This window comes from Psychromonas sp. KJ10-5, assembly GCF_055808325.1.
In genome coordinates this window covers 878,139-900,947 of the sequence record NZ_CM147864.1, presented here as the reverse complement: position 1 = coordinate 900,947, position 22,809 = coordinate 878,139, and the positions used below count along the sequence as shown (strand labels likewise).

20 protein-coding genes are annotated in these 22,809 nt (G+C 37.2%); 15 read left to right on the top strand and 5 right to left on the bottom strand.

The window, feature by feature from the left end; translation table 11 throughout:
- The first annotated feature begins 1 nt into the window (after position 1).
- From AC0L3W_RS04135 to AC0L3W_RS04080, 12 genes are all read left to right on the top strand, one after another.
- Complete coding sequence (locus AC0L3W_RS04135) at positions 2 to 250, top strand: YfhL family 4Fe-4S dicluster ferredoxin (protein WP_290039269.1); 249 nt, start codon at positions 2 to 4, stop codon at positions 248 to 250.
- Positions 250 to 1,581, top strand: coding sequence for an MATE family efflux transporter (locus tag AC0L3W_RS04130; protein ID WP_409439613.1), 1,332 nt, complete (start codon positions 250 to 252; stop codon positions 1,579 to 1,581). The genes AC0L3W_RS04135 and AC0L3W_RS04130 overlap by 1 nt, the downstream gene beginning before the upstream one ends.
- Positions 1,582 to 1,705: 124 nt before the next feature.
- Complete coding sequence (locus tag AC0L3W_RS04125; RefSeq protein WP_290039267.1) at positions 1,706 to 3,310, top strand: ABC transporter substrate-binding protein; 1,605 nt, start codon at positions 1,706 to 1,708, stop codon at positions 3,308 to 3,310.
- A 1-nt stretch (position 3,311) separates the two neighbouring features.
- Positions 3,312 to 4,289, top strand: a complete 978-nt coding sequence (locus tag AC0L3W_RS04120; RefSeq protein ID WP_290039266.1) for an ABC transporter permease — start codon at positions 3,312 to 3,314, stop codon at positions 4,287 to 4,289.
- On the top strand, positions 4,276 to 5,166 hold the full coding sequence (locus AC0L3W_RS04115; protein ID WP_290039265.1) for an ABC transporter permease subunit: 891 nt from the start codon (positions 4,276 to 4,278) through the stop codon (positions 5,164 to 5,166). The genes AC0L3W_RS04120 and AC0L3W_RS04115 overlap by 14 nt, the downstream gene beginning before the upstream one ends.
- Positions 5,166 to 6,176: an oligopeptide/dipeptide ABC transporter ATP-binding protein gene (locus AC0L3W_RS04110; protein WP_290039264.1), complete on the top strand. Its 1,011-nt coding sequence runs from the start codon at positions 5,166 to 5,168 to the stop codon at positions 6,174 to 6,176. The genes AC0L3W_RS04115 and AC0L3W_RS04110 overlap by 1 nt, the downstream gene beginning before the upstream one ends.
- A gap of 2 nt (positions 6,177 to 6,178) precedes the next feature.
- Positions 6,179 to 6,958, top strand: coding sequence for an ATP-binding cassette domain-containing protein (locus AC0L3W_RS04105; RefSeq protein ID WP_290039263.1), 780 nt, complete (start codon positions 6,179 to 6,181; stop codon positions 6,956 to 6,958).
- A gap of 215 nt (positions 6,959 to 7,173) precedes the next feature.
- Positions 7,174 to 9,012, top strand: a complete 1,839-nt coding sequence (locus tag AC0L3W_RS04100; RefSeq protein WP_409439614.1) for an EAL domain-containing protein — start codon at positions 7,174 to 7,176, stop codon at positions 9,010 to 9,012.
- A 78-nt stretch (positions 9,013 to 9,090) separates the two neighbouring features.
- Positions 9,091 to 10,020, top strand: coding sequence for a tRNA 2-thiocytidine(32) synthetase TtcA (ttcA, locus tag AC0L3W_RS04095; protein WP_290039261.1), 930 nt, complete (start codon positions 9,091 to 9,093; stop codon positions 10,018 to 10,020).
- Positions 10,021 to 10,192: 172 nt separating this feature from the next.
- Positions 10,193 to 10,945 carry a triose-phosphate isomerase gene (gene tpiA, locus AC0L3W_RS04090; RefSeq protein ID WP_290039260.1) on the top strand — a complete coding sequence of 251 codons (753 nt, stop codon included), beginning with the start codon at positions 10,193 to 10,195 and terminating at the stop codon, positions 10,943 to 10,945.
- 293 nt (positions 10,946 to 11,238) lie between these two features.
- Complete coding sequence (locus tag AC0L3W_RS04085; protein WP_409439615.1) at positions 11,239 to 11,895, top strand: Bax inhibitor-1/YccA family protein; 657 nt, start codon at positions 11,239 to 11,241, stop codon at positions 11,893 to 11,895.
- Between the two features lie 102 nt (positions 11,896 to 11,997).
- On the top strand, positions 11,998 to 12,600 hold the full coding sequence (locus tag AC0L3W_RS04080; protein WP_409439616.1) for an arylesterase: 603 nt from the start codon (positions 11,998 to 12,000) through the stop codon (positions 12,598 to 12,600).
- Between the two features lie 39 nt (positions 12,601 to 12,639).
- Here AC0L3W_RS04080 and lolE read toward each other — a convergent pair whose 3' ends face one another.
- From lolE to AC0L3W_RS04065, 3 genes are read right to left on the bottom strand one after another with little or no spacing between them, the layout of a single operon-like run.
- A complete protein-coding gene (gene lolE / locus AC0L3W_RS04075; protein ID WP_409439617.1) occupies positions 12,640 to 13,881 on the bottom strand; it encodes a lipoprotein-releasing ABC transporter permease subunit LolE in 1,242 nt (413 codons plus the stop codon).
- Complete coding sequence (gene lolD, locus AC0L3W_RS04070; RefSeq protein ID WP_290039256.1) at positions 13,881 to 14,564, bottom strand: lipoprotein-releasing ABC transporter ATP-binding protein LolD; 684 nt, start codon at positions 14,562 to 14,564, stop codon at positions 13,881 to 13,883. Before lolD ends, lolE begins: the two co-directional genes overlap by 1 nt.
- On the bottom strand, positions 14,557 to 15,783 hold the full coding sequence (locus tag AC0L3W_RS04065; RefSeq protein WP_409439618.1) for a lipoprotein-releasing ABC transporter permease subunit: 1,227 nt from the start codon (positions 15,781 to 15,783) through the stop codon (positions 14,557 to 14,559). Before AC0L3W_RS04065 ends, lolD begins: the two co-directional genes overlap by 8 nt.
- A 215-nt stretch (positions 15,784 to 15,998) precedes the next feature.
- Here AC0L3W_RS04065 and AC0L3W_RS04060 point away from each other — a divergent pair, with 215 nt between their 5' ends.
- From AC0L3W_RS04060 to AC0L3W_RS04050, 3 genes are all read left to right on the top strand, one after another.
- Positions 15,999 to 16,556: a PilZ domain-containing protein gene (locus tag AC0L3W_RS04060; protein WP_290039254.1), complete on the top strand. Its 558-nt coding sequence runs from the start codon at positions 15,999 to 16,001 to the stop codon at positions 16,554 to 16,556.
- 91 nt (positions 16,557 to 16,647) lie between these two features.
- The gene (mfd, locus tag AC0L3W_RS04055) at positions 16,648 to 20,127 is read left to right on the top strand and encodes a transcription-repair coupling factor (protein ID WP_409439619.1); all 3,480 of its coding nucleotides are present in this window, start codon (positions 16,648 to 16,650) and stop codon (positions 20,125 to 20,127) included.
- A gap of 20 nt (positions 20,128 to 20,147) precedes the next feature.
- Positions 20,148 to 21,023, top strand: coding sequence for a peptidoglycan binding protein CsiV (locus AC0L3W_RS04050; RefSeq protein WP_290039252.1), 876 nt, complete (start codon positions 20,148 to 20,150; stop codon positions 21,021 to 21,023).
- 111 nt (positions 21,024 to 21,134) lie between these two features.
- On the opposite strand, the gene AC0L3W_RS04045 is transcribed toward AC0L3W_RS04050, so the two are convergent.
- Both AC0L3W_RS04045 and AC0L3W_RS04040 read right to left on the bottom strand, forming a co-directional pair.
- Positions 21,135 to 22,142 (bottom strand): glycosyl transferase family protein, encoded by a 1,008-nt coding sequence (locus tag AC0L3W_RS04045; RefSeq protein ID WP_409439620.1) that lies wholly within the window; start codon positions 22,140 to 22,142, stop codon positions 21,135 to 21,137.
- A gap of 21 nt (positions 22,143 to 22,163) precedes the next feature.
- A complete protein-coding gene (locus AC0L3W_RS04040) occupies positions 22,164 to 22,808 on the bottom strand; it encodes an HAD family hydrolase (RefSeq protein WP_409439621.1) in 645 nt (214 codons plus the stop codon).
- Position 22,809 lies beyond the last annotated feature (1 nt).

Here is a 22,809-nt window from a genome sequence, read left to right as displayed (position 1 = left end):
TATGGCACTATTAATAGAAGACAGCTGTATAAACTGTGATATGTGTGATCCTGAATGTCCTAATGAAGCGATCACCTTTGGTGCTGAAATATACGAGATCAATCCTGATTTATGTACTGAATGCGTCGGTTTTTATGAAAAGGCAACTTGTGTCGCAGTTTGCCCTATCAACTGTATCATTATCGATCCAAAACATATTGAAACCCAAGAGCAACTGCTTGATAAATTTGCTAATTTGCACGCTAGTTAATGACATCGATCACAGCTAAATTTACACAGGGTGATATTGCACAGCATATTACGAAAATGGCACTAACCAACGTGGTTGGTTTAAGTGTCTTTTTTATGGTTGATTTAATCGATATCTATTTCATTAGTTTACTAAAACAACCCCATTTACTATCGGCCATTGCTTATGCGGCCGCCATACTCTTTTTCACCACCTCTTTTACCATTGCAATGATGATTGCTAATTCAGCAGTAGTAGCTCGGCAAATAGGTCAAAAGCAATATCAAACAGCACAACAGTCAGCGATGACTAGTTACCTAATAACCTTTGTTATTAGTATATTGTTGAGTGGATTAGTATTCTGTAACGCAAAAAGCTTACTTCAAATGATAGGTGCCGAAGGTATCGCATTGCAAGCAGCTTACGATTATCTCACTATCACTATCCTCACCTTTCCAGTCGTGGCACTTGGTATGCAAGCTATCGCGACCTTACGAGCGCTGGGTAAAGCCAAAATTGGCATGTACTGCACTATGTCAGCAGGTATCGTTAATTTACTGTTAGATCCTTTATTTATTTTCTATTTTGATTTAGATATTAAAGGTGCGGCAATCGCTTCATTAATTGCCCGAAGTACTATGGTTTGTTTAGCCGTTTACTATCTATTAATAAAAGCTAACTTCATTACTAAAATCCCGCTTAATAGCTTAATAAAAACGATACCAGAGATTACCAGAATTGCTTATCCTGCATGTTTTACACAACTAGCAACACCAATTACTCATTTATATGTCACCTATGAAATAGCGAAATTAGGTGCTGATACAGTGGCAGGATGGGCAGTAATCAGTCGATTAATTCCGGTCATTTTTATGATCTTATTTGCGATGCCCGGTGCTATTGGTCCAATCATCAGCCAAAATATGGGAGCAAAACAATTCAAACGAGTAAAATTGACCTTGAATCATTCCTTAAATTTTATTATCCGTTATGTATTTGTAGTCGCTTTACTTTTATCATTTTCCCAAGAATTAATTGTAACGCTCTTTAATGCAACGGGTGAAACTGCGAGCTTACTACGCTTCTTTTGCCAATATATCTGCATAAGCTTTATTTTTGTGGCAATGAACTTAGTGGCAATGTCATTTCTCAATAATGTTGGTCACCCCAAATTAGCTAGTCTGCTTAATATTGGAAAAATGTCTTTAGGGACAATTCCTTTTGTCAGTATTGGTGCTTATTACTATGGCGCACATGGTATACTTATTGGTCAAGCACTCGGTAGTATTAGCTTTGCATTCATCGCCATTATATTGTGCTATCAAATCCTAGGTAAGTTAGATTATAATTAACTAATATCAGTGTGATTGATTTTACTAAATAATTGAATTAACTTATTAAATATTAAGTTAACCTGATACCGTTTATCTTCTAAAGATGAACCGTATTATTATCATAATGGAATAAAGTAATGCTATGCGTTTAATATGCTTATTGTCTTTGATTGTTAGCCTCAGCGGTTGTTATCAAAACAAAACGTTAACACAAAATACGCTTATCTATTGTACTGATAGTCAACCGACGTCATTCAATCCACAAATAAGCGATGACATAGCTAGTTTAGATGCCACAACACATCAACTGTTTAATCGTTTAGTAAAAGTTGATCCCAATACAAATGAGTTTGTACCTGATTTAGCTGAAAGTTGGGAACAAAGTGACGACAAGCTACGCTATCGTTTTACCCTCCGAGAGCATGTTAGTTTTCATCAAACCGACTATTTTACACCAACCAGATATTTTAATGCAGATGATGTGTTATTCAGTTTTAATCGTATGTTTGATCACCAACACCCTTACCATATGATCAATAATAAAACCGTGAATTACTTTTATAACCATCCTTTCACTGATCTGCTTTCCTCTATAAATAAAATAGATGAGCATACAGTTGAGTTTGTTTTGTCGAAACCAGACGTGACATTGCTCGCTAATTTAGCTGCACATTATGCAGTGATCCATTCCGCTGAATATGCACAACAATTATTAGCAGAAGGTCATCCGGAAAGAATTGATTTTAAACCTATAGGTACAGGCCCATTTGTGTTCAAAAGCTTTGATAACAACGGTACGATTCGTTATCAAAAAAACAAGCAATACTGGCATTCGATCAGTAATATTGAAAATCTCATTTTCTTCACTAATCCAAGTGCAACAAAACGCTATACTAAATTATTATCCGGTGAATGTGATGCAATCTCTTACCCTGCGGCCAGTCAATTAGAAACGATTAGTGAAAATAAACAAATCAGTTTAAACAGTAAATCAACAGCAAATATATCCTTATTGGCATTCAACACTAAAGCAGAAAAATTAGGTGATCCTCGGGTTCGTCAAGCATTAGCTAAAGCAATAGATACAGAAACCATTCTTAGGGCTGTTTATTTTCAAAGTGCAATGCAAACCGACACATTGTTAAGTAAACAATCTTGGGCATTAAAACCACGGTTTAATGAACAACTATTTAACCCAGAGCAAGCTAAAAAAGAGTTAAATGCAGCGCAATTTAATTTCAACCAATCTTTACAAATTTTGTTGCCTGATGGTGCTAATGTCTTTAACCCTAATTTTCATAAAACAGCGGAATTAATTCAGGCTAATTTACTCGCAATAGGGGTAAAAAGTACGATTATCAGCCTTAACGACAACGCATTACAAAGCCATTTAAATAGCGGGGATTATGATGCTTACCTGACTGGCATCAATGTACATATTAACGATCCTGATAGCATATTCAGACCATTACTCAGTTGTCATTCAACGCCAGAAACGGGTAATACTAGTTATTGGTGTGATACGATGACTCAAGATTTATTGGATGACTCATTAACTGAGGGTAATTTTGCGCAGCGTATTAAAAACTACTATCAAATTCAGGATATAGTTTATCAACAACGACCTTATCTGCCTATTGCACATGTTTTAAGATTAGATGCGATTTCTAAATCTATTTTAAACGTAGAAGTCAATCCATTAACTGGCATTAACTTTCAAAATGCCATCAAACAAGATTTGAACTAATATGCTGTCATTCTTAATAAGACGTTTAAATTTATTGTTAATTACGGCGTTTATTCTAACTATTATTGCCTTTGCAATCGATCGAACTATTCTTGTTCACCATCAAACACAGCCTCTTGTGCAACAAGACTATGTGCTACAGTATTTTTCATATTTATGGCACATATTTAGTGCTGACCTCGGACACTCAGCTTTAGATCAACAACCACTGCTACAACGTGGGTTAACCTTTTTTGCTTCAACCTTAGAACTGTGTTTTGTTGCACTTCTATTTTCTTGTATTATCGCTATCCCATTAGGTTTATTAGCGGGTTTATTTCGAAATACTAAATTAGATTACGCAATCATGACGGTGGCAATTATTGGCTTAGCTTTACCTGTTTTTTGGGTTGGTGTGATGGCTGTATTATTACCCAGTGTGTGGGGTGATATATTACCCGTAGATGGTAATATGAGCCTAGTTTACGACATTCCAGTTGTGACCGGTTTTCTATTAATAGATACCCTATTTGTTACTCCCGAATACGGTTTATTTGCCTTTTTTGATCGGGTTGCTCACCTTATTTTACCAGCGGCGGTATTGTCATTCTTTTTAATTGCTGAAATTGTGCGTTTAACACGTCATTCAATGACCATGGTAATGCGTAGTAACTATATCCAAACTGCTTATGCAAAAGGTTTTTCTCGTACTAAAATTGTCTTTAAGCATGCACTGAACAATGCATTACCTCCGATTATCCCGCAATTGAGATTACAACTAAGTACCATCTTGTCTTTTGCGATGACTATTGAGATTGTATTTAATCTTAACGGTATAGGTACTTGGCTGTTTAATTCATTGAAAACCGGTGATTATCACGCGTTACCCGCTGGTATGTTAATTATCACTGGCTTTATTTTAATGTTCAGTATCGCGATAGAAATCATTATGGTGATTATAAGCCCAATTAGAAGAGGTTCGTTATATGCTGATAAATAACGGCTTTAATGAAGATAAAATACAATCACCACTACGTTATATCTGGTCGATTTTTAAAAGTAAAAGTATTGCTGTTGTCGCAATGTGGGTTATTGTGTGTTTAATTTTGATATCACTCTTTGCCTCATGGTTAGTGCCTCACTCACCTTTACTTCAAGATCCCGATAAAATGTTACTCCCGCCTTATTGGGTAGATGGAGGCTCTATTGACCATGTATTAGGTACCGATGACCTAGGAAGAGATACCTTGTCACGCCTATTTCATGGCATTCAATATACCCTAGGTGGCGCGCTATTAATTACGTTTTTTGTATCTATTATAGGCATGTCAATTGGTGCAGGTGCGGCTCTCACTAAAGGAGTGAAAGCTAGTATTTTACACCATTTGTTAGATGCCCTTCTCGCGATCCCTTCTTTACTGTCAGCGCTAATCTTAATTACTTTCTTTGGTCCCAGTTATGTTAACTGCTTATTAGCAATCGCCTTATCTTTATTACCTCAATTCATCAGAGCAAGTTATCTGGCCATTGAACAAGAGTTGAATAAACAATATATCATTGCCTTACAGTTGGACGGTGCAGCCAAAACACGCTTATTCAGATATGGTATATTGCCCAATATTCTTGAGCCAACGACCACTATCTTAAACCGGTTATTTACCATGGCGATTATAGAAATTGCGACCTTAGGCTTCTTGGGGTTTGGTGCACAACTACCACAAACAGAATTAGGCTCCTTGATTGCCAATAATATGGAGTTAATCTATTTATCTCCTTGGTTAGTCGCTTTTCCTGGGTTAGCGATCTTTATCATCATTATTATTGTGAATGTATTTGCAGAAGGTTTACGTCACGCGGTGATTGAGGGAGAAGAATAATGGCTTTATTAGATATCAGGAACCTCAGCATAGATATAGAAACTGCCCAAGGCACAATTCGGGTTATCGATAAAGCGACACTTAATATTGTTGATGGATCAATCCATGGTCTAATTGGTGAGTCTGGTTCAGGTAAAACCTTAATTGCCAAAGCTATTTTAGGCTTACATAGCAGTAACTGGACAGTAACCGCAGATCGTATGTTCCTCGATAAAACCGATCTAACGAAACTATCTCAAAAAGAGAGAAGAAACATACTAGGTACTGAAATTTCAGTTATTTTCCAAGAGCCTAGCTCTTACCTAGACCCTAGCCAAAGAATACGTACGCAAATTGAATCCGTACTACCTAAAAAAACCTGGCAGCAGCGCTTTAGACCTATTTTAAGTAAAATAAAGCGTGTGACAGTGCCTTCTAGACGCTTACAAATTAAAGAACTATTACATAAAGTCGGCATACAAAACGATGTAGCAGTATTAAAAAGTTTCCCGCATCAATTATCTGAAGGTGTTTGCCAAAAGGTAATGATTGCTATGGCGATTGCTAATAATCCACGTCTCATCATTGCCGATGAGCCAACAACAGCAATGGAATCAGTGACACAATCGCAGATCTATCGTCTTCTTTATAAACTTAATCAACTCAATAACACGACTTTATTAATACTAAGTAATAACTTTGCTAATACCAGTAGTATCTCAGATTACATGACGCTGGTTTATTGTGGACAAACCGTTGAGTCAGGCTCTTATAAACAAATCATGGGTTCCGCAATGCATCCTTACACACAAGCGATGCTTAAAACCATGATCAATAATGAAGAGATCAACGAACATAAAGCACAACTATATACTTTGCCAGGTAATATCCCTTCATCAAACCAACTACCTATCGGGTGCCGATTAGGTCCTAGGTGTCCAAAAGCTCAAAAAATATGTGTTAAAAATCCAGCCTTAACCATTAAAAAAGGACACAGTTTTCGTTGCCACTACCCAAGTAAGCTGAGTTAGTTATGTCGTCATTATTAAAAGTAAGCGATCTGTGTAAAAGCTTTAAGCAACCCTTTGGTTTCTTTGGAAGTAAAGAAAAAATAGCCTTTGGACCAGTAAGTTTTACCTTAGAAAAAGGTGAAACGTTGGCGGTTGTAGGCGAAAGTGGCTCAGGTAAAAGTGCCTTAGTAAGAACCATTGCAGGTGTATTAACTGCAAATGCAGGTGATATTTATATCAAAGGCCACTCCATTCGTACTTTAAGTTCACAAAAACGTTGTGTATCAGTCCGTATGATATTCCAGGATCCAAGTAGTTCACTTAACCCTAAAATGACCATAGGGAAAATCTTAAATGCACCAATTGAGTTAAATACGAGTTTAGACGCAAAGCAGCGTTATCAACGAATTATTGAAACTTTAAAGTTAGTAGGTCTATTACCTGATTATTTAGCATTTTACCCTAACATGCTCTCAAGTATGCAAAAACACCAAGTTGCTATTGCCAGAGCTATGATCTTAAATCCAGACATTATTTTAGTCGATGAGATCTTAACCACACTAGATATTTCACTTAGATTTAAGATTGTTAATTTACTATTAAAGATTCAACAAACTAAAGGGACTAGTTATATTTTTGTTGCACACAATATGCACCTTGTTAAACATATGAGTGATCAAATCATGGTCTTGCATCAAGGAAAGATTGTCGAAAAAGGCTCTTCAGAAGAGATTTGTGATAACCCACAACATGAGCAAACAAAATATTTACTATTAACGCACCAACCGGATTATCGCAAGTAGCAAATATTAAACAAAAAAACTAAATTATGATTTTAAATTGCTATATAATAAAAAAATTAATTATTAATCATAGCACTATTGAAACGTGACACTCTTCATTCATTAAAATAGTAAATGAAACTATTTTCTGCAATTAAAGAGTTTCTAACTATACTTTACCCTAGGTGGTAATAAAGCGAGTTTCAATAAGTCATTAAGATCAAAGGAGGTTACAAATGAACAACCTTGGACGAAATTTTTGGATCTCTAATTTTCTTATTGCTGTAATTATCATCGCCTTGGTTTTTGTTATAAAAGCATTATTCAACCCTATTTTATCAAAACAACAGCACTTATATGGTCTTGATAAAAGATTAGCGGTATTAAATGACATCACCTCTGAAGCTGACTTAAAAAACAAAATAAATACTAAAGATTTCAGTTACATTAAGATCACGAATGATCAGCTAGCAGCTCCCCTGATCTTATCAGAACAACCTGATAATGAGCTTTTTAGTAAAGTTTTGCCGATCTCCACCTCAAAGCAATATTCAATTTCAACAAATCAAGTAATCGAATACACGGCTAAGAATGTCGAATACTCCAAGTTATACCATCAAATTATTTTATTAATTATTGCCGCTTTAGTCATTGCGACACTATTTTGCAATCTTATATATCTGACCTTATTCAGAAAAAATGAACGCCTATTAATTAAAGAAACACTCGATGACGAAAGTGTAAAGTCCATATTTACCATAGCCGCGAACACGATTAAGAAAAAAATAAAACAATTAACCCATGACTTAGCGGAAAAAAATGAACAAATATTTAAGTTAACTACCCAAGCCAATAAAGACAGTTTAACGGGCTTGAATAACCGCCATGCATTTCGTAGGGAGTTAACTGACCTGCTATCAGCCGAAAATAATCAGGATCATGCTATTTTATCGATTATAAGAATTTTTGAATTATCTACGGTAAACGCTAGCCTAGGCTTTCATCAAGGCGATGACTATTTATTAAGTGTTTCGAAAATGATTAAACAAGTGTCAGCAAACTTTGCGAATACTGAAGTATTCCGTATTAGTGGGTCAGATTTCGCAGTGATAGCCCATAATATGACCACCCCTCATGCACATAAATATAGTGAGGAGTTAAAGTTTAAATTTGACCAATATCAAGCAACGCATAATCTAGAAAGTGTCGCTTTTAATGGTATGACACGTATTTCTGCCAAACAGTTACCTGAACATGTTCTTGCTAGAGCAGATATCGCATTAGCTAAAGCACAAATTGCAGGCCCTAACTCATGGGTGCTTGAAGAAAATACTGAGTTCCAATTAGGTGAACAACACTGGCGGACGGCGATCAATGCATTGATGACTAATCGTTCATTTGAATTTTTACAACAGCCGGTCCATGCCATACACCGTAACATGAAAGGATACCAAGAAATATTCACCCGATTTTTAGGGGAAACGGGTAGTGTTATTCCTGCAAGCACTGTTTTTTCAATGGCTCAACGTACCGATACTATAGTCAAACTAGAACAATTGATTATTGAACGTACGATAGCGAGTTACCGATTGAAAGCAGACTTAAATACACATTGGGGAATTAATATAAGTTATGCTTCTTTACAAAATAGTGCATTTCTTATTTGGTTAGAGCGCCTATTATTGCGTGAAGCTGATATCGCGGGATCACTAGTATTTGAAGTGCATGAAAAACCATTAGACAACCACCTTACAGCCAGTAAGCGATTTTTTGATATGTTAAAACGTGCAGGTAGCCGCTCTGCGATTTGCCGTTTTGGCAAAGGAATCGGTTCATTCCGTTTATTCAAAGAGTTAAAGCCAGATTATATTAAAATTGATTCAAGCTTAATTGTAGATATTGAGCATGACAGTACCAATCAACAGTTTATTCGCATGATTATTGATGTTGCTCACCGAATGGAATGTCAAGTGGTAGCTGAAGGTATCGAACGCCTTGAGCAAAAGCATATCTTAGAACATATGTATATTGATGGCATACAAGGCTTTCTAATCGCTCGCCCCTCACCAATATAAAGGGCTCAGCTCTTTACATACACTCATCTCTTTTTATACAATGCGCGTGCTTATAACTCTCCATAAACAAGGTTTACAATGACGCAGCAACTTTCAGAAAAAGAATTATTTAACCTCAAAAAATTAAACAAAGTGTTGCGTAGACAAACAGGTCAAGCTATCGCAGATTACAATATGATTGAAGATGGCGATAAAGTCATGGTATGTGTCTCTGGTGGTAAAGACAGTTACACATTATTAGAGATGTTGAGTCAACTTAAAGCTGTTGCACCGATTAACTTTGATATCATTGCTGTTAACTTGGATCAAAAGCAACCGGGTTTCCCTGAGCATATTCTGCCTGAATACCTAGCTAAGTTAGGTGTTGATTATAAAATTGTAGAGCAAGACACTTACAGCATAGTCACAGAAAAACTAGAACCAGGTAAAACCACCTGTAGCCTATGTTCTCGATTACGTCGTGGCATTCTTTACAATACTGCAAAAGAGCTAGGAGCAACAAAGATTGCACTGGGCCATCACCGTGATGATATGCTTGCGACTATGATGCTTAACCTCTTTTTTGCAGGAAAAATGAAATCAATGCCAGCAAAACTAGTCTCTGACAATGGTGAACATGTTGTGATCCGCCCTTTGGCTTACTGTAAAGAAAAAGACATTGAAGCCTTTGCTAAATTACAAAAGTTCCCAATTATTCCTTGTAACCTGTGTGGTTCTCAGCCTAACTTACAGCGTAAATTAACTGAAGAGATGCTCAGCGAATGGGACCAAAAATTTCCTGGTCGTTTAGAAACTATGTTCACCGCGATGCAGAATGTAGTCCCATCTCATTTAGCAGATACTGATTTATTTGATTTTAAATCGATAGATAGTAATTCAGGCGTAATTGATGGGGGAGATATCGCTTTTGACAAAGAAGCTTTCACGAATCCAACAAAAGTTGAAGAACAAAATGACAACGAGTTCTATCAACAGCAACCTGCAGTGCAATTTACGCAAGTAAACTAAGACTTTATTGATTGAACACAATAAAAATGGGACTTTCATTGAAGCCTTACTTGTATTTACAGTAGATAACAGATAATTTACTGGGATAGATCACAATATGGTAAGTAAAGTGATTTTTAATTACCAAAATGTCTGAAAAGCATACAATTTAAATAAACTAACGGAGTTAAACATGAGAACACCTCTTGTAATGGGTAACTGGAAACTGAACGGTACAAAAGAATCAGTTGCAACTTTAATCAAAGGCATTGAAGGCGCAGCTGATGCAGCAAGCAATGTTGAAGTTGCAGTATGCCCACCGGCTATCTTCATTGAGCAAGTTGCTAACTTAACAGCAAGCAACAGCATTGAATTTGGTGCTCAAGATGTAAGCACAAATGTTTCTGGTGCATTCACAGGTGAAACTTCACCAGTAATGGTTAAAGAGTTTGGTGCTAAATATAGCCTAGTAGGTCACTCTGAGCGTCGCCAATACCACAATGAAACTGATGCAGTTGTTGCAGCTAAATTTGTGGCTATTCAAGAAAATGGCCTGGTTCCTGTTCTTTGTATCGGTGAGACGCTAGAAGAGCGTGAAACTGATAAAACATTCGCAGTAGTTGAAGCACAACTTAAAGCTGTTATCGACGTTGCAGGTATTGCAGCAGTTGAAAACTCAGTAATCGCATATGAGCCAGTATGGGCAATTGGTACAGGTAAAGTTGCAACTTCTGAGCAAGCTCAAGAAGTTCACGCCCACATCCGCTCATGGTTAAAAGCACAAAGTGAAGTAGTTGCAGAGAAAGTGCAAATTCTTTACGGTGGTAGTGTTAAAGCAAACAGTGCAAAAGAGCTATTTGCTCAAGCTGACATCGACGGCGGTTTAGTAGGTGGTGCAGCACTAATTATTGAAGAGTTTGTTGGTATCATCGAAGGCGCTAAATAAGCCCTTTTAAAAGACCTAATACTATGAAGGCACTTCGGTGCCTTTTTTATTTTTATCATTGCTCAGCTACCAATGTCTATATCACTGATATTCATTTCCTATAAATCCTCATAACTAATTGTTATTACTTAAAAAGTGTAAATAGTCCTTTTACTTATCCTAAACACTATCTTTTTAAAATTACTATTACATATATCACACTCTGTTAACTAATCTCATACGAAAACACTACACAAGCTAAATCCAAGTGTTATGATGTTTATTAATTATTATTTAATCAACTGGAGTACATTATGAATTCTTCAATTAACACTCAAGCACGTGGTGCTGGTGTATCAATCAATAAAGTATTAAAAAATACTTACATGCTGTTAGGGATGACACTTGCATTCAGTGCCGTTACTGCAACCATAGCAACCATGGTCGGCATTGGGCCTATAATGTCATTAGTATTAATGCTAGTTGGCTTCGGTTTATTATTTGTTGTTTCTAAAACAGCTGATTCAAGCAAAGGCCTTTTCTGGGTATTTATGTTTACTGGCGTGATGGGTGCATCACTGGGTAACATGTTAAATCACTACCTAACAATGGCAAACGGCCCTGCACTAATTATGCAAGCACTTGGTACAACGGCTATCATCTTCTTTGCTTTATCTGCTTATGTACTAACTTCTCGTAAAGACTTCTCATTCATGAGTGGCTTCTTAATGGCTGGTATGATTGCAGTAATCGTTGCGATGATTGCTAACATATTCTTACAAATTCCATTAATGCAACTGGTTATCAGCAGTGTTGTAGTTATGATTATGTCTGGATTAATACTAGTCGATACAAGCCGTATTATTAACGGTGGTGAAACAAACTACATCCGTGCAACCGTTTCATTATACTTAAACATCTTTAATATCTTTGTTCACCTATTGAGCATCCTAGGTATTTTAGACGATTAATTAATATAAAAATGCCCATAGCGCACTGTATAGTGCGCTTTTTTTTGCCTATATTTTATAGCACTCAGCTGTTTTTATTATTGTTACTATCGAGCCTAGTCCATGAAAATACCCCTTTGTTTAATGTTTACCTTACTATTAATGGCCTGTAGTGACTCTCCATCTTTAACTCCTCTAAATGAGCAGCAACCTATCTTAGCTTTTGGTGATAGCTTAACCTCTGGTCGCGGAGCTAATAAACAAGAAAGTTATCCGGTCCAACTAGGCTTGCTGTTAAACAGACAGGTAATCAATGCAGGTATTAGCGGCGAAACTAGCCTACAAGGACTTAAACGCTTACCTAAACTATTAGATAAATATCAGCCACAGTTATTGATTCTTTGTCATGGTGGTAACGACGTTTTACGAAATAGAAATTTAGATAAAATGCAGGACAATCTTGCACAGATGATTGAAATGGCTCAAGACAGAGATATTCAAGTTATTTTATTGTCCGTGCCTGAAGCCACGATCTTTTTGTCTGATATTGAGCAATACCAAACGTTAGCAACACAGTACAAGATTCCACTGGGCAATGGCATTATGAGAGATGTATTAAAGAAACCAGCGTTACACAGCGATACAGTTCATCCAAATGCACAAGGATATCGATTAATTGCGGAGGGAGTATATGACTTACTGGCAGAGTATGGTGCGTTGAATTAACAACACACCATATTTTAACCTTGTATTTAATAGCTAAGTTTAGTGGCTATAGCCTAACTCTTTAGCTGGTTCAATATTACTTGCTGTCCATGCAGGGTAAATAGTCGCTACAACACTCATAACAAAAGCAACAATAGTTATAACAACTACTTGTTGATAATCGATTTGTGATGGTAAGTAATCAATGAAATAGATATCACCAGATAGAAATTTACGTCCTAATAAACTTTCAATTGCAGCAAAAATAGAACTTAAATTTAAAGAAAGATAAGTACCTAATAAAGCGCCAAAAAAGCTACCCATCAACCCATTAAATGCCCCTTGTACCATAAAAATAGCACGTAAAGACCATTTATTAGCCCCCATTGTTTTTAAAATAGCGATGTCACCTCGTTTCTCGTTAACTGCCATCACTAGTGTCGAAACGATATTAAAACAAGCCACCGCAACAACTAACAAAAGGATTACATACATCAATGATTTAACCATTTGAATATCTTGGTATAAATATCCTTGGCTAGTGATCCAACTCTTCACATACATGTACACAGGGATGCTATAGGCCACTTCGCGAGCTAATGTCTGTGCCTGCAAAACATCATCGACTTTAAAAGCAATGCCTGTTGCATGCTGTACATCTAATATTTGTTTGGCTTTATTAATATGGATGAAGCCTAAGGTCGTATCAACTTGCCCCCCCATTTTAAAAGTCCCGGTCAGCGTAAATGCAAATTTACGTGGCGCTCTTAATTTAACCGTACTCGGTTGAGGTAATAATAGTGTTACCGTATCACCAACAGCTAGCTTAAGCTGTTGAGCAACAGGCTCTCCTAATATGATACTGTTTTCTTCACTGGATAATAATTCCCAGCCCCCCTGTTTAATATACTGCTCAACCGCAGTCACTTGAGTTTCAGTTTCAGGATTAATCGCACGCATTTGTAATGCTTTCATATTAATATTATTTTGTAACAGCGCATTCATCACGATATACGGGCTAGCACCCGCTACGCCTGGGTGTTCTCTAACTTTAGATAACACTGCTTTTTCGTTTTCAAAGTCACCCTCTACTACTTCAAGCTCGGCATGGGGAATAACCGATAACAGCTGGTCTCTTAATGCTTTTTCAAAACCATTCATGGTAGAAAGGCCCACGATCAATACCGCCACACCTAAAATAATCCCAAAAATCGAGGCCATGGAGATAAATGAGACAAACTTATTTTTATGCTTTGCTTTGCTGTAACGTAAACCAACAAATAATGATAAAGGTCTAAACATTACTGCGTATCCTGTAAAATGCCGTTACTCATATATAACTGTCGATCTAATTTATTAGCCAATTGCTGGTCATGAGTAACAACAATAAAAGCAGTTCCCAGTTCCGCATTGAGCTCTTTTAATAACTGATAGACAGACTCTGCACTTTTTGCATCTAGATTACCTGTGGGCTCATCTGCTAATACTAAAGAAGGCTTGTTAATAAGTGCTCTTGCGATTGCAACACGTTGTCTTTCACCACCAGAAAGCTCCGATGGACGATGTGCAACTCGTTCACTTAAGCCAACACGGGTTAATAAATCTAAGGCTTTTTGCTGTGCTACTTTAATCGGCTCACCAGCAATTAAAAGCGGCATTGCGACATTTTCTAAAGCCGTAAACTCAGATAACAAATGATGAAATTGATAAACAAACCCTAGCTCTTGATTACGCCACTTTGCTTGTTGTTTTGCAGATAACTTATGAATATTTTTACCATTAAAAATAACATCTCCCGTTGAAGGAGCATCTAAAGCACCTAATAAATGCAGTAAAGTACTTTTACCTGAGCCTGATGTGCCTACAATTGCTAATAACTCACCTGGTTCAACGGCTAAGTTAACACCTTGCAACACCGATGTTGCTAAACGCCCTTCTTGATAAACTTTACTTAAATCCTGACAAACTACTATTGAATTACTCATATCTTAATGCCTCAACTGGGCTAACTTTACCCGCTCTGTAAGCCGGATATAAAGTTGCTAATAAACTTAAAAACATTGCACCTAACATAATGGATACTATTTGCACAGGCTCATGTACAACGGGAAGAAGTCGGGTGCCGCCTGATGCATTAGCCAATAAATGTAGGCCTAAAAACGACATAATTTCATTGATGTAGGTGCTCAATAATAGCCCTAAACCTGTACCAATTAATGCTCCAACGATGCCACTAAATGCCCCCTGAATAATAAATATCAAATTAATCGTATTGGCGTTAATGCCAAGAGTCTTTAATATCGCTACTTCGGCACTTTTATCAGTAACCACCATCACCGAGGAAGATAAAATATTAAATGCAGCCACTGCTATAATTAAACACAGTAGTAACCAAATCATATTTTTTTCCATTTTCACCGCCGCAAATAACTCTCCATGTGTGCTACGCCAATCAATAATCATCTCATCTTTTTGTAATGCCGGAGGTGTCCATGACTCCACCGCAAAAGGTTCAGTAAAATAGAAACGTAAGTCAGTCACTTGGTCTGTCTGAATACGAATTAAACGTGCGGCATCTTGGGCATGCATCAGCACCAGATATTTATCAACATCTGAGCCAACATCAAACAAGCCCGCAACAGTAAAGTTGCGTTGGCTAGGCACTTGCCCTAAAGGCGTATAACGCACTCCTCTGGTAGATGTTATTCTTACCTTATCGCCAATCGTCACACCTAACATGCGTGCTAACTGGTCACCAATGATGATCTTATATTCGCTTGCAACTAACTTATCTAAACTACCTACCACTATATTGCTTTTGACTGTTTCACTGGCATATTTATCAGGATAAACACCTTCAATTTTTACTCCTTGTAAACCAATCTTACTTTGCAAAATCGCTTCAGCATTAATCATTGGCTCAACATCAACAATTAAAGGATCGTCAGGAAGTTGATCTATACGCTGTTGCCAGTCCGTAATAGTATTAGTTTGGTTAGTTAACTTAGCTTGGGGAATTGCTCCTAAAATTCGCTGCTTTAATTCAGCTTCAAAACCATTCATCACCGACAATACAGTGATCAATGCTAAGACGCCGAGAATAATGCCACCAGTAGAAAATAAGGAAACAAACGAGACAAATTGGTTATTACGCTTTGACTTTGTATAACGTAAACCGATGAAAACACTTAAAGGATAAAACATAGTTACCTTTTATAATAATTATCTTTAATTCAGACTAACGTGATTAATATGAAGAAATGTGCCACACAATCCATCATTAACCTCACTAAATTAGACTTAACTTATTGATTACATTTTAATGCAAGCCATTCTAATGTATCTTTATTCGCTAAGACAGACAAAACTCCTAGAATAAGGTGTTTTGCCACCACTTAATTACTGCTTGGTTTGTAAATATGAATAATAATGAATATTTTTTGGTAGAACATACACTTTCAATCAACTTAAAATCAATTGGTAAAGAGGAAATCCCTCTCAATCAACAGGCTTTTGAGCAAGAGATTCCAGGCCCATTTAGAATGGCCAGTGACTTAGCACAAGCCGATGCAAACATCTTGACACCATTAAAATTAAACAATGAAACCAGTAAAGCGCTATGGCAATATCTGCAAGCCCAAAACCAAAAAATTAATACCCTATTAAGCTATGTACTAACCCAACAAGATGAAGAAAAATCACGTCATCAAAGCATTAAGTTTAGTGCGGGTAGCTTAATCATAAAAAACAATAACACACTGAAAAAAGAAGATATTGTCAGGTTAAAAATATTTTTACCTGAAGAATCCTCTGCTATTTATTGTTATGCTAACGTCACAGAAATAAGCGCCGAGCAGTGTACATTAACTTACACTCTTATTCGAGACCAAGATCGTGAGCTATTAATTCGTGCCAGTTTACATATACAATCTCAACAGCTAAAAGACAGAGCGAAATTACGGGAAACTAACAGTTAAAGAGCGCTATAACTATGCATTACAATTACCTATACGCACTGTTTTCACACGCACTTTTCTTAGCAATTAAATAAATAAAATAAGTCAAAACATGAACAATTTACTCGACATACAAACATTAAAATCAACAACCGACACACAACAACTAGCCAATTTAGTCGGTAGTAGTCAAAGTTTAGTGATCAGCCAATGTGCCCAGGCTAATCCACAAAAGTCGCCGTTAATCGTCATCGTTAATGACACACCCAGTGCCATTAAGTTGCATCAAGAGTTATTATTTTTTGCCGAGAACAAATTTGAAGTAAATCTATTTCCAGACTGGGAAACATTACCTTACGATCATTTTTCACCGCATCAAGATATTATCTCAACACGTATCGAAACCTTGTATCAACTGCCTTCTATGAAAGAAGGTATTTTGATTATCCCAGTAACGACTCTATTGTTGAGATTAGCGCCGCCTAGTTATTTAAAACAAAATACATTAGTGGTTAAAACCGGACAACAATTAGAGTTACAACTGTTACGAGAGCAATTACAAGAAGCTGGATATTACGCAGTGGACCAAGTACAAGAACACGGTGAGTTTTGTGCAAGGGGCTCATTACTTGATATTTACCCAATGGCTAGCGACACTCCTTACCGTATCGATTTTTTCGATAATGAAGTTGATTCCATTCGCCCTTTTGATACTGAAACGCAACGCTCTTTACCAACTATCAAACAGATAAAGATGTTACCCGCTCATGAGTTTGCAACAGATAAACAGGCTATCGAAAACTTTAAACAAGCTTACCAAGATAAATTCCCAGCAAAAATATGTACCAGTAACGATTCGATTTATCAGCAGATTTCACAAACAAACTTACCTGCTGGTATCGAATATTATCTGCCGCTATTTTTTAATGAGACAGCCACTTTATTTGATTATTTTCCTAAACAAAGTCGTTTATGTATCCTTGGTGATATTGGTACTGCTATCGACGAATTCTGGAAAACCATCACACATCGTTTCGAAGAGCGAGGCGTTGATTTACTTCGTCCGCTATTGCAGCCCATTGAACTTTACCTTCGCCAAGAACAATGTTTCAGACGACTCAATGAGTTTCCAAAGTATCAGTTACAAAACGCCTCTTTTGCATTACCTAAAGCTGGTAAAACTAATTTACCGCTGACCACATTGCCAGATATTAAGATCCACCATAAAGATAAAAATCCATTAGCTAATATCAGTGCTTTTATTGAAGGTTTTGATGGCACCATTTTACTCAGTGCTGAATCGGCAGGTCGTAAAGAAGCATTATTAGAGTTACTCAGCCCACTTAAACTCAACATAAAATCAGTCAACCACCTAAGTGAATGTAAGCCAGATAAACACAAAGTGTATATCACCGTTAGTCGTGTTGAACATAGCTTTTTGATCATTGATTCCGCTTTTGCCTTTATCACTGAAACAGAATTATTGGGTAACAAAATAACCCAAAGACGACGCCAAAATAAAGATAATAATGGTGAAGAAAACTCAGAACATATCGTTCGTAACCTAGCCGAATTAAAAGTAGGCCAGCCTGTTGTGCATATTGACCACGGTGTTGCTCGATATTTAGGACTACAAACTATCGAAGTCTCTGGCAGTGTTAATGAGTTTGTAACATTGGAGTACTTGCGTGGTGATAAACTGTATGTACCTGTTACCTCATTGCACCTGATCGGTCGTTACAGTGGCAGTGACGTAGAAACCGCGCCTATTAGTAAATTAGGCAATGATACCTGGGCAAAAGCCAAAAAACGTGCCGCCGAAAAAGTTCGTGACGTCGCCGCTGAACTACTTGAGATTTATGCACAACGCGCAGCTAAAAAAGGCTTTAGGTATCAATTAAATAAAGAAAACTATGCATTATTTAGTAATGACTTTCCCTATGAAGAGACACATGATCAAGCGCTGTCCATCAACTCAGTTATTTCCGATATGTGTTCATCACAACCTATGGATAGACTGGTCTGTGGTGATGTAGGCTTTGGGAAAACTGAAGTTGCAATGCGTGCAGCCTTTATGGCAACCGACAATGCGCGCCAGGTGGCTTTATTAGTACCGACCACTTTGCTCGCTCAACAACATTTTGAAAATTTTCGAGATAGATTTGCTAATTGGCCAGTGAGAATTGAGGTATTATCGCGCTTTAAGACAGCTAAAGAACAGAAGCTGATTTTACAAGATGCCGCTGACGGTAAAGTGGATATTCTAATCGGTACACACAAATTACTAAGTGATGGTATTAATTTCGCGGATTTAGGCTTACTAATAATCGATGAGGAACATCGTTTTGGAGTACGCCAAAAAGAAAAAATTAAACGTTTACGAGCGCAAATCGATATTTTAACGCTTACAGCAACACCTATTCCTCGTACTTTAAATATGTCGATGAATGGAATGCGTGATCTCTCTATCATCGCCTCCCCGCCAGCCAAACGTTTAGCTGTGAAGACCTTTGTAGAACAACGCAGTGATCAAACCATCAGTGATGCGATTACACGTGAGATTATGCGTGGTGGTCAAGTGTATTTCTTACACAATAATGTCGATACTATCGAAAAAGCGGCAGCTGATTTACAAACTTTATTACCGCAAGCAAGAATTGCCATTGCCCATGGTCAAATGAATGAACAACAGCTAGAACGCGTTATGTCTGATTTTTATCATCAGCGCCAAAATGTATTAGTTTGTACGACTATCATAGAAACTGGTATCGATATACCTACTGCGAATACCATTATCATTAACCGTGCCGATCATCTTGGTTTAGCACAGTTACATCAATTACGTGGTCGTGTTGGTCGTTCGCACCATCAAGCTTATGCTTATTTATTAACACCAACACCAAAGTTAATGACTAAAGATGCTAAAAAGCGTCTTCAAGCAATCGGTTCACTGGATACTTTAGGTGCAGGTTTTACACTTGCAACACACGATCTAGAAATTCGTGGTGCCGGTGAATTACTAGGTGATGAACAATCAGGGCAAATTACCAGTATTGGCTTCAATCTATATATGGATATGCTTAATCAAGCGGTGGAGGCTTTACGTAATGGTCAAGAACCAAGTTTAGAACACCTATTATCAACTCAAGCAGAAGTTGAGTTAAGAATTCCTGCACTTATTCCAGACGATTATATTCCGGATGTGAATATGCGTTTATCTTTGTATAAACGTATTGCAAATAGTAAAAATAATAATGAACTTAATGAGATACAAGTAGAACTAATTGATCGATTTGGATTATTACCAGATTCAACAAAAAATTTAGTGGCAGTAACAGCAATCAAACAAAGATGTTCGAAGTTAGGCATTGCACGTATTGAAGCACATGCTTTAGGTGGCGCCGTAACTTTTACGGAGCATTCAAAAGTTGATCCAATGTTCCTTGTTTCATTACTGCAAACACAATCAAATACCTTTAAACTTGATGGACCGAGTAAATTAAAATTCAGTATTGCATTAGAGAATAGTGCAGAACGCTTAAACTGGTTGAAACAGTTACTTGATAGTTTTAAATTAAACCTTATTAAATAAATCAAAAAAAGGATAACCTTTTGAATTTACGTTATATTTTATCATTGTTTTTTGCCGCAACTTGTTCTTTAAATGTGCAGGCAGCTGGTGACCGTTGGTTTGACGTTGAAGTACTCGTATTTAAACGTAATGTTGATGTAAAAGATAACAGTGAACAACTCGACCAAAATAATGTTTATTTAAAACAACGTGATCGCTTAGAAGTTATTAAAGCCAATCCAGCGACAAGCTGTTTAGCTGGGGAGCCTTGTTTACATCAACAAAACCCGGTACGTCTCACTGATGCTCAAATGGTACAGGGAGGTCATCGATTAAAGCGATTAAATGGTACAAGACTTAACGAGCAACTTAATAGACTGAATAATCATCAATTGTTCACCCCTTTATTGCATACAGCTTGGCGTATGCCAATACAAAGTAAACAGAATGCATTACCTATTCATCTTTTTGCAGGAAAAAACTATGCTTTAGCCATGGAGCAAACTGGTTTATCTAGCGCACCTTCAAGTACAGACAAAGCACAATCAGATGAATCGTTGGATGTCTTAGCTGCCTTACAAAAGAAAGAGATACTACAAGACCTTTATGAAATCGATGGTAATTTACTGATTTATGTAGAGCGCTACCTGCACATCGATAGCCAATTAATAGTAAGAACTGAAACAGAAAAGGCAGTTTCATCACCTTTATCTGTTCGAGCTCCAGAAACAAAAGCAATTGAACAAGATGGTGTAGTACAAATTGTTAATCAAGAACCAGTACAACGAAATGTACGTACTGAAAAAGTAATTACTGAAACATTATTTGATCAATCAACCCGTTTGCGTAGTGGCGAGATACACTATTTTGATCACCCTCTATTTGGCATGATCATTCAAATCAGAAAAATCAGATAAAATTAACAGACATCTACTCTTAGCGTTTTAGCTATTTAAGAGTTAGTCAGTAGAAAGTAAAAAAGGAAGCTATTCGCTTCCTTTTTAATAGAGCATTTAACAACTGGCTGACTAAATAGTTCTAGTTTCCCATAACTGTTTTGCTTTTTGTAACGCTTCATCCTGTGAGCATGCCGGCTGCATCTGCTTTAATACCATCGCCATAGTAGTAATAACGGCAGCATCACCATATACGTCTTCAATTTCTTTGTTCCATACTTTTAATAAATACTCTGCAGAGACTTCGGTGTGTGCTCCGGAAAAGTCTGCTAGGTAAGTTGGCCAATCTTGTTCAATATAACGAGTTTGACCATCTACCTGTGTCACACCACAAGCTAAGGTTGAAACGCGTGGGTTGACTTCACTTTCCCCCCCTTCACCTTTAAAAGCGATGATACTATGCTCATTGTTTAATAGTGCAGCTTCAGCATGTATTTTTTCATAACTTTTATGAAAAACGCCGTGAATACTATAGGGTGCTTTAGTAGGGTTAACACTTCGAGCGACTGTATTTAATGGTGTGCGTAGGCCAACTTGTTCACGCAAGGCTAATAACTCAATTAATTCAGGACAATATGCAGATAAAGGAACATAAACTAATGCCTCTTTTTCTAAAGCGAGTTTAGCTTTTTCCGGTGTATCTGCAATTTCAATCCCTAATAGCGGACAAGCTGATTCCACTTGGTATTTGATTAAATCGACTGTCATGTGACCGTGCAAAAAAATCTTAATACCATTTGCTGCTAATACTTTTGCAGCCAATAATAGCCAAGGTGGTTGTCTTTTTTTACCTGCGAAACATGGCCAATCTAAATCGACAGGTAAAGTTTGCCATTGCTCAGAGAATTGTGCACGTAGCGCTTCAATGTAGCCAGCCGCTTCCTCTGGCGTTTCACATCGCACTCGTTGTAACATTAACAACACAGCCAGTTGCAAAATACTGGCATCACCCTGTAAATAATCAGTTAATGCTTGCTTTGCTTCAGCCATGGTTAAAGGACGACGACCTTTTTCACCACGTCCAGTTAATTTTATATATTCGCTAAACAATACTTTATCTTTCAAAGCTGATTCTTTCACAATAAACCCTTCATAAATAACTTAAATATAACTATCTAGCTCAGTCGCAAGACAATTCAAAATGGCTTTAGGTCTAGCTTGCATCAACAGCTCTGCACTGTGCACACCATAACTTACACCTAAACTATCAACCCCTGCGTTTGCGGCCATCTCTAAGTCATAAATAGAGTCACCTATCATGATAGCTTGGTCCGCAGAAATGCTTAACTTATCTAATAACTGTCTAATCATTAACGGATCAGGTTTAGAATTAGCTTCATCTGCGCAGACAGTGGCATTAAACAAAGTAGACGTGTTAGTTTTGGCAATCATACGATCCAAGCCAACTCTGCCTTTACCCGTTGCAACGGCTAATAAGTAACCGCGTTGTTGTAAATTAATCAACAACTCTGATATACCGTTATAGAATGGCGTATCAATGTGTTGATTAGCATGATATTGGTCTCGGTAGGCATCCACTAAAGCTTGTTGCTTACCATAAGGTAATGCAGGGAACAATTGCTCTGCTGCTTTTTCCAAACTCAAACCGATAATATGTTTTACTGCTTCTTCGCTTGGCACTGGAATCGCAACTTTTTGTGCCGCCTGTTGCATACACAGCACAATTTTATCAAGCGAATCCATTAACGTGCCGTCCCAATCAAAAATAATTAATTGATATTTCATC